Consider the following 13,711-nt stretch of genomic DNA (forward strand, 5'->3'; position numbering starts at 1 on the left):
GGAACCTAGGAGGCGACCGGATGACCGGAACACAACTGTCCAGGACGGACTTCGAGGCCCGCAGGCGGCTGGAGGAGGCACTCCTGCGCACCCGCGCCGTGCGGGGCGGCCACGCCTCGGCGGCCGGGCCGGCGCCGGGCGGTGTCGGCGGTGAGGGCGGCGCGGCCGGTGACGGAGGGCCCCACGACGGCGCGCCCGGCGACGGCCGCGCGGAGACGCGGTTCCGTGCCTCCGTGGCGCAGGAGGGCATGTGGCAGTCCCTGCGCGGAGGGCCCGGGTCCACCCCGCCCCTCATCGCCGGCGGCCTGCGGCTGTCCGGCCGGCTGGACACCGCGGCGCTCGAGCAGGCGTGGAACGACGTGGTGGCGCGCCACGACAACCTGCGGAGCTCCCTGCGCCTGGAGGACGGACGGCTCACGCAGGTCGTCGCGTCGTCCCTGCGTGTGTCCGTGCCGGTCCTCGACCTCCCGCCGGGCGGGCTGGAGCAGTTCACCCGCGAGGAGGTCGACCTCTCCTTCGACCTGTCGGCCGGGCCGCTCGCCCGCCTGCGGCTGCTGCGGACCGCGCCGCGGGAGCACATCGCGTTCCTGATCCTCCACCACATCATCGCGGACGGCCGCGCGCTGGAGATCCTGGTCCGCGACCTCGGCGCCTGCTACCTCGCGCGGGCGGCGGGCACGGCGCCGCACCTGCCGGCGCCCGTTTCCCGCCCCGCGGACTTCGCGGCGGCGCACCGAGCCCTCGTCGAGGGGCCGCGCGCCGCCGAGGTCACGGGCTACTGGGCGGCCCGGCTGCGGGGCGCCCGGCCGGCCGAACTGCCCACGGACCTGCCCGCGCCGGACGAGCCGACGCCGTACGGCGCGCTGCTCGACGTTCCGCTCCCGCGGGAGGTGTTCGGGCGGCTCACCGCGCTGGCGCGGCGCGCCCGCACCACGGTCTACACCCTGGGTCTCGCCGCCTTCCAGGTCACGCTGGCCCGCGCCTCGGGGCAGCGGGACGTCTGCGTGCGGGCGCCCGTCTCCTACCGGGACGCCACCGAGGTCCAGGACATGGTCGCGGACTTCTCCAACGACGTGGTCGTCAGGACCGACCTGTCCGGCAACCCCACCTTCACCGAGCTGATCGCCCAGGTCGCGAAGGAGAGCAACCGCGACCTGATGCACCACGACGTGCCGGCTCATCTGCTGGAACCCCACCTCGACGAGCCCGGTCTGCTGGACCGGCTCTTCCACGTCCAGTTCACCGCGGAGAACGACATCGCCGTGGCGGACCGGCTGGGCGAGCTGGCCGTCGAACGGGTGATGCCCCCGATGCCCTACGTCGCCCGGCCGCTGAGCCTGCGGCTGCGGCACGACGGGAGCGACGCCCGCAGCCTCGCGATCTACAGCACCGACGTGTTCTCCCGGGAGCGCGTCCTGCGGTTCGTCGAGGCGTACCACGCGGTGCTGGCCGAGATGACGCTGCACGGCGGGCGCCGCGTCCTCGGCTGAGCACGCCGCACCGCGCGACCGGGAGGAGCCGGTCAGGGGATCCCCCGACTACCGGCTCCGCCGTCCCGCGGAGATCTTCTAATCACGACGAGTGGCGGACAGCACGCCACGACTTCCCCGATGCCGAGGAGCAGCCAGGCATGAGCAAGATCGCGGTACTGACCAACGACCTGCAGTACGACCTCGTCAACAAGAACCAGGAGCGGATCGACGCGGTGGCCGAGGCCACCCCGAGCTTCTCCGGCTTCCTGAAGGACATCCGCGAGCGCGGCCACCACGTCTTCCACCTGCAGCTGATCAACCGTGAGGACGACCCGGTGGCCGAGCGCTACGAGGGCGGCCGGCTCCCGGCGCAGAAGGGCACGAAGGGCGCCGAGATCCTCCCGGTCTTCCTGGAGGACTCCGACATCCTCGTCGAGAAGAACAAGGACAGCGGCTTCTACGAGACCGACCTGCACGACCGCCTCCAGGACCTCGGCGTCGAGACGGTCATCGTGACCGGCATGCAGGGACAGATCTGCGTCCAGACCACGGCCGCCGACGCGTTCTTCCGCGGCTACAACGTCTGGGTGCCGAGCGACTGCGTCGTCTCCGCCCGCGACCACGACAAGATCCGCGCCCTCGACTGGCTGGACGGCTACTGCGCCACGGTCCAGCCGTCGTCCGAGATCATCCGGCTGATCGACGAGACGGGCGAGCTGCCCCGCAAGGTGTTCCGCACCCCCTGACCACGCCCGTCCGGCAGCGGGCCGGCCCGGCCCGCCGTCCTCACCCGTCCCATCCCACCCCGACCCGACAGGGAGCACCGTTGCAGACGGCCACGGAATCTTTTCTGGACCAGCAGATCGTCCTTGACCACGGCACCGGCGCCCGGCTCAGCCGGGAACTCGTCGAGTTCATGGTGGGTGTGCTGGGCGACGTCTATGTCGGCGAGATGGAGGACAGCGCGATGCTGCCGGTTCCGGCCGGCAACATCGCGATGACCACCGACTCCTTCGTCGTCGACCCGCCCTTCTTCGGCAACGGCGACATCGGCAAGATCGCCGTGTGCGGCACGGTCAACGACCTCGCGGTGGTCGGCGCCGAACCGCGGTACCTCACGCTCGCGATGATCCTGGAGACCGGCTTCCCGATCCGCCTGCTCCACCGGGCGCTGGTCTCGCTGCGCGAGACCGCGCTCGAGGCGGGGGTGAAGATCGTGGCCGGCGACACCAAGGTCGTCGGCCCCGGTGAGGCGGACGGCATCTTCCTCAACACCACCGGCATCGGCGTCTTCCACCGCCCGCCGAAGCGGATGACCGACGTCCGGCCCGGCGACAGGATCGTGCTGAGCGGGCCGATCGGCAACCACACCGTCCACCTCCTGTCCGTGCGCGAGGGCCTGGGCTTCGAGAAGAACGTGCTCAGCGACTGTGCGCCGCTCAACGGCCTGATCGACACGCTCGACAAGGCGGTGCCCGAGGACGCCGTGCACTCCATGCGCGACGTCACGCGCGGCGGCCTGTCCGCGGTGCTGCACGAGTACTCCGCCGCCCTCGGCCGGGCGGTGCGCGTGGAGGAGGAGGCCCTGCCGATCGACTTCGAGACGCGCATGGCCTCCGACATGCTCGGCATCAACCCGATCAACGCGGCGAACGAGGGCTGTCTCGCCCTCTTCGTCGAGCCCGGATCGGTGGACGCCGTTCTGAAGACCCTGCACGCCCATCCCTACGGCCGGAAGGCCGTGGTGATCGGCGAGGTCACCGACCGGCCCGCGAAGGCCGTGGAGATGGTCGGCAGGGACGGCAAGGTCAGCGAGATCGAAGAGCTGCAGGGCGCGGAACTTCCGCGTCTCTGCTGATCGGAGCGCATCGTGCAGCGGATCACCATCACGAGTGACAGTCCCGCGACCGGGCCGGCGGACGCCCCGCCCGCCGAGCAGTGGCTCGTCCGGGTCTGCGGTGTGGTGCAGGGGGTGGGCTACCGTCCCTTCGTCTACACCCTGGCCAAGTCCCTGGGGCTGACCGGCTGGGTGCTGAACGACACCCAGGGGGTGCTCACCGAGGTCAACGGCCCGCTCCCCCAGCTGTCGGCCTTCACCACGGCGCTGCACGACGACGCGCCGCTGCTCTCACGGGTGGTGGAGGTGCGGGTGGAGACCCGCACCTCCCTCCCGGCCTGCCCACCGGACGGCTTCGAGATCCGGCAGAGCGCCAGAACCGGCCGCTCCGACACCATCGTGGCCCCCGACTCGCACGTCTGCGACGACTGCCTGCGGGAGGTGCGCGACCCCGCGGACCGGCGCTACCGCTATCCCTTCACCAACTGCACCCACTGCGGGCCTCGTTACTCCATCGTCAAGGACCTTCCCTACGACCGCGAGCAGACGACCATGGCGCCCTTCGCCATGTGCGCCGACTGCCGCGCGGAGTACGAGGACCCCGGTGACCGCCGGTACCACGCGCAGCCCAACGCCTGTCCGGTGTGCGGCCCGCGACTGACCCTGTCCGGCCCCGCGGGGCCGCTCGCCGGGAGCGAGGAGGCCATGCGGGCGACGACCGAGGCACTGGCCGCCGGGCGGATCGTCGCGGTCAAGAGCGTCGGCGGCTTCCACCTGGTGGTCGACGCGCGGAACGCGCAGGCCGTCGCCCGTCTCCGTGCCCGCAAGAAGCGGGACTCCAAGCCCTTCGCGCTGATGGTGGCCGACCTGGCCGGCGCGGCCGCGGTCGCCGAGTGCGGCGCCGCCGAGGCGGAACTCCTGGAGTCCCCTGCGCGGCCGATCGTGCTGCTCCGCAGGAAGCGGGACTGCCCGCTCCCCGAGGAGATCGCCCCGCGCAACCCGAGCCTGGGCATCATGCTCCCCTCGGCCCCGCTGCACCACCTGCTGCTCGACCGTCCCGGACTCGACGTCCTGGTGATGACCAGCGGCAACGTGTCCGGCTATCCCATCGCCCACCGCAACGAGGACGCCCTCGGCCAGTTGTTCGAGGTCGCGGATCTGATCCTGCACCACGACCGGGACATCCACGTCCGCGTCGACGACTCGGTGGTCCGCTGCTCGGAGCATCCGCGGCTGGCGGAGCCGCTGGTCACCTTCGTGCGCCGCTCACGTGGGTACGCTCCGTACCCCGTGGAGGTCGACGAGCTGCCCGAGCCCGTCCTGGCGTACGGGGCCGAGCTCAAGACCACGGTGGCTCTGGGCACCGGCTCGAAGGTCTACGTCAGCCAGCACATCGGCGACCTCAAGAACGACGAGACGTTCGCCTCGCACAAGCAGACCGCGGCCCACCTCTCCGAGCTGTACGAACTCCGACCGCGGCACGTCGCCGTCGACATGCACCCCTCGTTCCGCTCCCACGTCCTGGCGGGCGACGAGCGCCCCGGGGCGGTCGTGGAGGTCCAGCACCACCACGCCCACATGGCGTCGTGCATGGCCGAGAACCGGATGACCGGGACCACGCTCGGGGTGGTCTTCGACGGCGCGGGCTACGGCCGGGACGGCACGATCTGGGGCGGCGAGTTCCTGCTCGGCGGCTTCGAGGAGACCGAACGGGTCGCGCACCTGCGACCGATCCCGCTGATCGGCGGCGACATGGCGGTGCACCAGCCCGTGCGCACCGGCTTCGCGCTCGCCCTGACGGCCCTCGGCTCCCCCGAGGCCGCCCAGGACGCCTTTCCCGCGCTGCGCGTCCTCGGCGACCAGGAGCGTCACGTGTACACCACCATGGTGCGACGTGGCCTCAACGCCCCGCCGGTGTCCAGCATGGGCCGGCTCTTCGACGGCGTCGCGGCCCTGCTGGGCGTCTGTTCGTACGCCGAGTACGAGGCCCAGGGCCCGATCGAGCTCGAGGGCCTGCTGGGCCGGGACCTGACGCCCGCCGACCACCCGTACCGCTTCGGCGCCGAGGCGCCCGCGGGCGCGGGCCTGCCCACGGTCGTCGACCCCGACCCGGTGATCCGGCGGATGGCGGCCGACCTGGCCGCGGGCGCCGACCCGGCCACCGTCAGCCGCCGCTTCCACTCCGCGGTGGTGGCCATGGTCGTCGAGCGCTGCGAGGACCTGCGCGCCCGGCACGGCGTGTCGCAGGTCGCCCTCTCCGGCGGCGTCTTCCTCAACGAGTTCCTGCTGGTCAACTGCCTCGTGGAACTCCGGCACGCGGGCTTCGACGCCCGCTCGCACCGGCTGGTGCCCACCAACGACGGCGGCATCGCCCTCGGTCAGGCGATGGTGGCCGGCGCCCGGATACGCGCCACGGCCCACGGATCCGCGTGAACCCCCTCAGACAGGAGTCACCCTCATGAACACTGCCGTGACGCTGGACGACGTCGTACGGCTCCTCGCGGAGAACGAGAGCGAGGCCCGGCGCGGCCTGAGCATGGTGCCGTCCGAGAACGCCATGTCGGGGATATCGAAGCTCCCGCTGCTGCTCGACCCGTACCACCGCTACTTCTTCAACGAGTCCGACCATCCGGACCGCTGGCACTTCCGCGGCGGCCAACGGCTGCGCGACCTGGAGATGAACCTCACGGTGCCGCTGCTGCGCGAGCTGGGGCGCGCCGAGCACGTCTCGGTCCGGCCGCTCAGCGGCCTCAACGCGATGGCCCTGGTGCTCGCCTCGCTCGGCGGGGAACCCGGCTCGACCGTCCTGACCATCGCCCCCGAGAACGGCGGCCACTTCGCCACCGAGAGCCTCGCGCGCCGGCTGGGCCTGCGGGTGGAGTTCCTGCGCGGCGCCGGTCCCCACGAGCTCGACCTCGAGCACGCGGCGCACCTGCTGGCGCGCGAGCGTCCGACCCTGGTCTACGTCGACCAGTCGCACTGCCTCTTCCCGGTGGACGTGGCGTCGCTGGTGGCCACCGTCCGCGCGTCGTCCCCGGGCACCCTGGTCCACGTCGACGCGAGCCACTGGTTCGGGCTGGTGCTCGGCGGCGCCTTCCGCAACCCGCTGGACGAGGGGGCGGACAGTCTCAGCGGCTCCACCCACAAGACCTTCCCCGGCCCGCAGAAGGCCGTCGTGCTGACCCGTGACGCCGCGATCGACCAGCGGGTGCGCGAGACCCAGGACTATCTGATCAGCAGCCACCACTTCGCCTCGACCATCGGCCTGGGCATCGCGCTGCTGGAGTTCCGCGACTGCGGCGGGCCCGAGTACGCGCGGGCGGTCGTCGCCCACACCCGTCGCTTCGGCCGGCTGCTGGACGAACGCGGCATCACGGTGGCGGCGAAGGACCGCGGCTACTCGGCCGGGCACCAGCTGTGGCTGGACACCGAGGCCGACGGCGTCGCCCCGAAGACGGCCAGCGACCGCCTCTTCGCCGCGGGTCTGCGGGTCAACTTCATGGCGGGCCTGCCCGGCTTCGCGGGTCAGGGTGTGCGCATCGGCCTGAACGAGCCGACCTACCAGGGGCTGGCCGGCGACGACCTGGTCGAGCTCGCCGACGTGTTCGCCGCGGCGGTGCACGACACCGCGCCGTCGCAGGAGCTCGCCGACCGCGTCGCGGCACTGCGCCTGCGCAGCCGTTTCGGGGCGGCCGTCGACAGCACCTCGCCCCTGCTGGAGACGGCGCTCGCCCTGTGCGCGGACGCCCTGCGCACGACGCCCGCCCCCTCGCGCCACGCCCAGGCGGTCGCCTCGTGAGCCGCCCCGTCGTCGCGATCGCCTCCTACCTGGAGCAGGCCCGCTGGAACATCTGGGACGCCCGGGCCGCGGTCATCCACGAGAGTTACGTGCGGGGCGTCACCGCGAACGGGGGCCGCGCGGTCGTCCTGCCGCCGGACGACCTGGACGCCGACGTGCTGGACCGGGTCGACGGGCTCCTGCTGCCCGGCGGCGTGGACATCGACCCGGTGCTCCTCGGCCAACCCCGTCATACGGAGACGGACCGGGCCCAGCCCTTGCGGGACGCCGGCGAACTGCTCCTGCTGCGCGGCGCCCTGGAACGGGACATGCCCGTCCTCGGCGTCTGCCGGGGGCTGCAACTGCTGGCCCTGGAGTACGGCGGCAGCCTGCACCAGCATCTGCCCGACGTGCTCGGGCACCACGGACACTGCCCCGCCGAGGGGGTGTTCGGGGAGCACGCGGCACAGTTCGCCGCCGGAAGCGTGATGGCCGAGGTGTACGGCCCGCGTACCCGGGTGAACTCGCACCACCACCAGGGGATCGACGACCCCGGCGCCCTGCGGGTGACCGGCCGCAGCGACGACGGCCTGGCGGAGGCCGTCGAGGACCCCTCACGGCGGTTCGTCGTGGGCGTCCAGTGGCACCCCGAGGTGTCCTGCGACGACGCGTTGTTCGCCCGGTTCGTCGCCGCCTGCGCGGCCCGAGCGGCCTCCGCACGGACGGTCGCCGCCGCGGCCCTGTGAGCAGGGCCGGCGACGGCGGTCAGCCCGCCTGGAGTGCCGGGCCGGGCATCCGGTCGACGGAGAACCGGTGACGGACGCCGCTGGAGCGGCCCACCATCGCGGCCACCTCCGCCCGCGAGGAGACGATCAGCTTCTTGAAGATGCGGCCGAGGTGCGTCTCGACCGTCTTGTGGCTGACGGCGAGGGTCCTGGCGATCTGCTGGTTGGTCCTGCCGCTGCTGACCAGCACGGCGATCTCCAGCTCCCGCTTGCTGAGGGAACCGAGCTCGCTGCGCGGCGGCCCGGCCGCTGCGGGCGCGGCGGGGGGCGCGGCCACTCCTTCGCCGGGGCGCGGAGGCAGGGCCCGCAGCGGTCCGCGGTCGCCGGCCGGACCGAGACGCCCGCACAGGGCGCGGGCGTTCGCGAGGAGCGGCGCGCTGTCGGTCGTGGCGGCGGCCCAGGCGGCGGCCGCGGCGTGCCGGGCGGCGTCGTCCCGCTCACCCCGCCCTTCCTGTGCCGCGGCGATGTCCATCGCGAACTGCGTCACGGACAGGGCGAACCGACGGCCCTCCGCGAGGCGCATCCCCCGCTCCCGGTGGGCCCGGGCGGCCTCGGCCGACCCGGTCCGGGACTCCGTGCGGGCCAGGTGCAGGAGTCCGTCCAGGTGCCGGGCGGCCTCGTCGTCCGTCGCCTCGTCGAACAGGGCGGCGGCCTCGGCCGCGAGCGCGCCGGCCCGCTCGACGGAGCCCGCCCTCACGGCGTCCGACGCCGCCAGGGCGCTCGCCCAACCGCGGCCGGTGTCCGGCAAAGCGCGGGCGGCGTCCAGCAGTTCGGCGGTCCGGCCGTCCGGCCACGTCCGGCCGGACGCCAGCGATCCGGCCAGCGCGGTGCCCAGCAGCAGGGCGCGGTGCTCCGGGCAACCGTCGCCGGCCGTGTCGAGCGCCGCCTCCAGCCGGACGCGCGCCTCCTCGTGGCCGCCCAGGTACCGCAGCGCCGTGTGCCCCAGCACCGCCGCCTCGGCCCGTGCCGCGCAGGCGGTGAAGAGGGTCCGCGGCGAGGACTCCAGCGTCGCGAGCCCGTCCCGCAGCCGTCCGCAGAGGATCAGCGCTCCGGCGAGCAGGAGGCGTTCGCGCCCCGTGTCGTGCGTGCGCCCGCACAGGTCCAGCGCGGTGCGGGCCCATGTCGCCGCCTGACCGGGGTCCGCCCACAGGATCTCGGCCGCCGCGGCGCGCAGGACGTCCACGCCGTCCGCGTCGCCCATGACGGCGCTGTGCCCCAGGTGCCGGGCCTGTTCGACCGGTCCGCTGTCGCGCCGCGCGAGCCGGCGGCCTGCCCGGTCGTGGGCTCCCAGCCGCCATCCGGGTCCGGCCGACTGGTAGGCGGCCGCGCGCAGCAGTGGGCTGCTGAAGCCCAGCCGGCGGGAGAAGCGACCGGTGTGCAGCAGGTCCTCGCGGATCAGCTCGTCGATCGCGCCGCGCAGCTGCTCGTCGTCGATCTCCGCGACGTCCTTGAGCACGTCCGGGTCGACGGCGTCCCCGAGCACCGAGGCCGCCTGGACGACCAGCCGCCCCAGGGGCGACAGCGTCCGGAAGTCCCGCAGACAGTCGGTGAGCAGGTCGAGCGGCAGCGGGACCGGGGCCCGCTCCCCGCCGTGCACCGTCCGGGTGGCGGCGAACGCCTTCAGCAGACCGGGGTTGTGCCCGGACGCGGCGAGCATCTGCTCGCACTGGACCCGGCTGATGTCCCCCGGCAGCAGGGCGAGGGCCGCCTCCTCCGACAGGCGCGGCGGGCTGAGCCGCTGGGCCCGGCCTTCGGCGACCGCCTGGTTCAGCAGGCTCTGCAGGGTGTGGTCCGCCTGGCGCGGGCGGTGCGCGAGCGCGATGACGACGTTCCCGGCCGGCGGGTTGACGAGCAGGTACGACAGGAGTTGCACGGACGCCTCGTCCGCCCGGTGCACGTCGTCGAGGACGAGCAGCAGGCCGCCGGAGGCCCCCAGCGACTCGAGCAGCTGCCGGGTGGCGCGGAACGTCCGGTACCGGCCGACGGGATCACCGGAGAGGCCAGGGGGCAGCGGCCTGCCCGGAGTGGGGAACACGCCGGACAGCAGCGTCCTGCGCTCCTCGGACCAGCCGTCGGCGCCGCCCGAGTCGCCGGACGCGGAGAGCACGTCGTCGAGGGCGTCGACGAAGAGACCGAAGGGGACACCCTGGAGCGAGGGGGCCGCTCCGCTGCCGGAGGCGAGCGTCCACCCCCCGTCGGCCGCCTGGCGGCAGAGACCGGCGAGGAGGGTGCTCTTGCCCGACCAGCGCTCGCCCCGCACCTCGATCACCGGTGCCGCCGCGGACAGGTCGAGAAGCCGGCCGAGCGGGCCGTCCTGGTGGTGTCCGCCGGCGGAGGGGCGGACGACGGCGCGGGGCAGTCGGGTCAGGGGCGGATCGTCGGGGGATTGGTTGTCGAAGGTCACTTCTGTCAGCTCCTCGGCGGATCGCCTCGGGGATCACCCGAGGTGTGCGGCGACGCAGAACTACCGCTGGGCAGTGGCCCGGAGCGTGCTGGACGGACGATCGGACACGTCGGCTGCGGTGGTGGATCGTGCGTGGAGCACGGACGACTCCTCGGGGGGCAGGCTTTGCGGAAGGGGAGGGAGACAGTGGGCTGTCTCCCTGCCACAGCGGTGATCAGCACTTTTCCCTGACCCGGTGCTGTTGTCAGCCCTCTCCGGACGTCCTAATCCTGCAATGTCATAAGCCGTCCAGCCCCAACGCCCGCCGTGCCGGACTCACTCTCCGGCGGTCAGCCAACCCTTGGCCACGGCCTTCGCCCCCGCCTGGAAGCGGCTCCTGGCATCGAGCTTCTCCAACAGGTCGGCCGCGATGCGGCGGGCGGTGCGGGCGGAGACGCCGAGCCGCTTGGCGACCGCCTCGTCCGTCAGCCCCTGGCCCAGCAGGCGCAGCGTCTCGGCCTCCTGGGCGGTGAGGCCGCGCTCGTCCCGCTCCCGGCTCACGTTCTCGCCGAGGGGGACGGCGCTGTCCCAGATGCTCTCGAAGAGGGCGCACAGGGCCGTGACGGTGCCGCTGCCGCTCAGCACCAGGGCGCCGGCCGAGCTGTCGCCCTCGTCGACCGGGATGATGGCGGTCCGGCGGTCCAGGATCATCAGCCGGACGGGCAGCGAGGGCGCGGTGCGGACCTGACTGTCCAACTCCGAGAGCCACTTCGCGTACGCCACCGTCGGGGGGCTGTTGCGGACGCTGTCGAGGTACAGCGTCCGCATGGCCACCCCGCGCTCCAGCAGTGCCTGGTCCTGCGGCCTGGCGGTGGCCATGCTCGCCTCGCTCTGCCCGCCGCCCGGCGCGAAGGTCATGACTTCCGACCGGACGTCGCGCACCAGCACCGCGATCCGTTCCCGTATCTCCTCGATGCCCTCCAGGCGTTCCACGCCCTCAGCCTGCTTGCTGAGCCGGGAGGTGGCGAACTCCGCCGACAACTGGGCCGCCGCCGAGCGCAGTTGCTCGATCCGCCCCTGCTCGGCGGTCACCCTCTCCTGCCGGCGTGCGATGACCGCCTGGATGCCGACCTCCGGATTCACCGCACGGAAGCGGGCGGGCAGGCCGGCAGCGGGGCGCACGAGCGCCAGTTCGCTGAGCTGGTCCAACGCCTGACGCAGTCTCTCCTCGGGAAGCCCCACCTTCTCCCGCAGATCGACGAAATCGCTCTCCGGATGCGACAGGATCGTCCGGTAGACGGACTCGCAGACTTCGTCCAGACCCAGGACTTCGAGCAACGAACGCCTCCCCGCGGCAAAAGACATGCGTCTTGTCTCCAGTCTTACCGGATCCGGCCTCCGGACGCAGGTGATCAAGTGAGCTCGGCAGAAGTTCGATCAAGGACTTGCGGTGGCCGCTTCAGGCCGCTGCATAAATGGTCCAGGAATGTCCCTGTCGTCCACCTGTGATCTACGGAAGTGTGGCCGAGGTGAATCTGGTACATGTGCGGATCCGGCTCGACGGGCCCGTGGACGATCGCGAGTGGCTGAAGCACGCCTTCCACTCCCGAGCGCTCCTCGGGGAAGGCGTCGAGCACATCAGCGTCCACCTGGAGGAGGACGGCGAACTCACGGTGGGCTTCTGGATGAACACCTCCTCCGTCGACGCCGGCGAGGACACCGCGAACGCCGTCGCGCGCCGCGCGCTGGACGCCGAGCCCACCCTGCACCGGGCCGCGATCCTCGGCTGCTCCAGCGCTCTGGTGCCCGAGGCCTTCGACCGGATGCTCCAGCCTCCGCGCGAGTCTGGACGGAATAGGCGAAGGACGGATACGGCCACCCCTGACGCCTGGTGAACCGTGCCCGCCGCCGTGAAGCTTGTCGATGTCAGCAGGTGACGCCGGGCCACACCCCGGGGAGTCACCGCCACCCCGCTTCGAGCAACAGGGAGTCCCCATGTCCCAGTCCCTCCTCCGCACCGTCCGCGGCCTCGGCGTGACGCTCGCCCTGGTCGCCCTGCCCGCCACCGGCGCGACCCTCGCGGTGACCCACGGCGAGGGCTCCTCCGCCACCGTGGTACGGGCGACCGACGGTACGACCGACGAGGCGGAGACCGGCACGCGTACGACCGACGGACCCGTCACGGGCAAGGACACCACCGGCTGGGACTAGTCACGCCGAGTCGCTCCCCCTACCCGGCGAGCCGCACCGCCCCTTGCCGGGCGAGCCGCACCGCCGCTACCCGCCGAGCCGCTCCCCCCTTCCTGCCGAGCCGCTACGCCCCTTGCCGGGCGAGCCGCTCCCCCGCTCGCTCCGCGCCGCCGGGGCCCGGCCGGGCAGGGCCGGCAGCTCGAGGCAGCGCCCCCGCTCCGCCTGGCCGTCGTCCAGCGCCGGCAGCGCGAGGAGGCGCACCGGGCGCCCTGCCGTCGCCGCGGCCTCGCACGTGTGACGGCCGTCCGGGACAAAGTGCGCCAGGCGCCGGTGCCGGCAGTGGTCGGTTCCTTCGCCGGCAGCCGACTCGCACACCCCCAGGACTCGCCGTCGAAGGAGTCACCGTCGGCCCCGGGGGGCGACGGGACGAGGCTCCGGCCGACCTCGTCCTCGACCGCACGCGGTACCCGGGACGGCGTCGCGCGGAGGGCTGTGCGAGGCTGCCCGGCATGAAGCGCGCCCGTGTGTCACGGATGGCCCTGACGATCGCCCTCGCCGCGACCGGGTCCCTGCATCTGGCCGCCTGCGGCAACGGGGCGGGCGGGGAGGACCGGGCACGCGCCACCGGAGGCGGGACGACCGCCGGGGTGACCGTGGTCGCCGAGGACGAGCGCCGCCCGGTGGGCGAGATCCGTGGCGAGACCCTGGCCGGGCAGCGGCTGGACGTCGCCGACCACCGGGGAGAGATCGTCGTGATCAACGTCTGGGCCTCCTGGTGCGGGCCGTGCCGGGCTGAGATGCCCCACCTGGTGCGGGCCGCCGAGGAGACCCGGAGCGACGGCGTGCGCTTCGTGGGCATCAACACGCGCGACAACGACGCCGACCGTGCCGTCGCCTTCGAGGAGAGGTACGGTGCGACTTACCCCAGCCTGTACGACCCCACCGGCGAACTCCTGCTGTCCGGCTTCCCGAAGGGGACCCTGCCCCCGCAGGGCGTGCCCTCCACGGTGGTCGTGGACCGGGAGGGGCGGGTCGCCGCACGCGCCGTGGGACCGCTGTCGCACGAAGGGCTGCGCGGGTTGATCGACCCGGTGCTCGCCGAGGGCTGACGGGGCCTTGCCCGAGCTCGGGTCAGAGGGCCGAAGTGCCTCGACCGGCCTCGTCCTTGCGCCCTCCGACCAGCGCCGTGACCACCGTCGCCGCGGTGGCCGCCCAGGCGCAGTGCCGCCCCGCCCTGCTTTCCGCTCCCCCGCCCGGCCCGCCCAC

At 73.3% G+C, this 13,711-nt stretch carries 11 protein-coding genes; 9 read left to right on the forward strand and 2 right to left on the reverse strand.

Annotated features, from left to right (window positions below; all coding sequences use genetic code 11):
• Positions 1-20: 20 nt before the first annotated feature.
• The 6 genes from ABT026_RS28420 to ABT026_RS28445 all read left to right on the forward strand — a co-directional run bounded on the left by ABT026_RS28420 (position 21) and on the right by ABT026_RS28445 (position 7,833).
• Positions 21-1,490, forward strand: a complete 1,470-nt coding sequence (locus ABT026_RS28420) for a condensation domain-containing protein (RefSeq protein ID WP_351118031.1) — start codon at positions 21-23, stop codon at positions 1,488-1,490.
• A 140-nt stretch (positions 1,491-1,630) separates the two neighbouring features.
• Complete coding sequence (locus ABT026_RS28425; RefSeq protein WP_351118032.1) at positions 1,631-2,218, forward strand: cysteine hydrolase family protein; 588 nt, start codon at positions 1,631-1,633, stop codon at positions 2,216-2,218.
• A gap of 80 nt (positions 2,219-2,298) precedes the next feature.
• A complete protein-coding gene (hypE, locus tag ABT026_RS28430) occupies positions 2,299-3,330 on the forward strand; it encodes a hydrogenase expression/formation protein HypE (protein WP_351118033.1) in 1,032 nt (343 codons plus the stop codon).
• Between the two features lie 12 nt (positions 3,331-3,342).
• Positions 3,343-5,742, forward strand: coding sequence for a carbamoyltransferase HypF (gene hypF, locus ABT026_RS28435; protein ID WP_351118034.1), 2,400 nt, complete (start codon positions 3,343-3,345; stop codon positions 5,740-5,742).
• 25 nt (positions 5,743-5,767) lie between these two features.
• Positions 5,768-7,108: a PLP-dependent aminotransferase family protein gene (locus tag ABT026_RS28440; protein WP_351118035.1), complete on the forward strand. Its 1,341-nt coding sequence runs from the start codon at positions 5,768-5,770 to the stop codon at positions 7,106-7,108.
• Positions 7,105-7,833 carry a gamma-glutamyl-gamma-aminobutyrate hydrolase family protein gene (locus ABT026_RS28445; protein ID WP_351118036.1) on the forward strand — a complete coding sequence of 243 codons (729 nt, stop codon included), beginning with the start codon at positions 7,105-7,107 and terminating at the stop codon, positions 7,831-7,833. Before ABT026_RS28440 ends, ABT026_RS28445 begins: the two co-directional genes overlap by 4 nt.
• Before the next feature lie 19 nt (positions 7,834-7,852).
• Here ABT026_RS28445 and ABT026_RS28450 read toward each other — a convergent pair whose 3' ends face one another.
• Together ABT026_RS28450 and ABT026_RS28455 are read right to left on the reverse strand one after the other, a co-directional pair.
• Positions 7,853-10,276: a helix-turn-helix transcriptional regulator gene (locus ABT026_RS28450; RefSeq protein ID WP_351118037.1), complete on the reverse strand. Its 2,424-nt coding sequence runs from the start codon at positions 10,274-10,276 to the stop codon at positions 7,853-7,855.
• A gap of 315 nt (positions 10,277-10,591) precedes the next feature.
• A complete protein-coding gene (locus ABT026_RS28455; RefSeq protein ID WP_351118038.1) occupies positions 10,592-11,593 on the reverse strand; it encodes a helix-turn-helix domain-containing protein in 1,002 nt (333 codons plus the stop codon).
• A gap of 191 nt (positions 11,594-11,784) precedes the next feature.
• Between ABT026_RS28455 and ABT026_RS28460 the strand changes: the two genes are divergently transcribed.
• The 3 genes from ABT026_RS28460 to ABT026_RS28470 all read left to right on the forward strand — a co-directional run bounded on the left by ABT026_RS28460 (position 11,785) and on the right by ABT026_RS28470 (position 13,554).
• The gene (locus ABT026_RS28460; RefSeq protein ID WP_351118039.1) at positions 11,785-12,150 is read left to right on the forward strand and encodes an MDR/zinc-dependent alcohol dehydrogenase-like family protein; all 366 of its coding nucleotides are present in this window, start codon (positions 11,785-11,787) and stop codon (positions 12,148-12,150) included.
• A gap of 100 nt (positions 12,151-12,250) precedes the next feature.
• A complete protein-coding gene (locus tag ABT026_RS28465; RefSeq protein WP_351118040.1) occupies positions 12,251-12,466 on the forward strand; it encodes a hypothetical protein in 216 nt (71 codons plus the stop codon).
• A 488-nt stretch (positions 12,467-12,954) separates the two neighbouring features.
• Complete coding sequence (locus tag ABT026_RS28470; protein ID WP_351118041.1) at positions 12,955-13,554, forward strand: TlpA family protein disulfide reductase; 600 nt, start codon at positions 12,955-12,957, stop codon at positions 13,552-13,554.
• Positions 13,555-13,711 lie beyond the last annotated feature (157 nt).

Origin of the sequence: Streptomyces sp. NPDC002734 (assembly GCF_040295685.1) — a bacterium.
GTDB lineage: Bacteria > Actinomycetota > Actinomycetes > Streptomycetales > Streptomycetaceae > Streptomyces.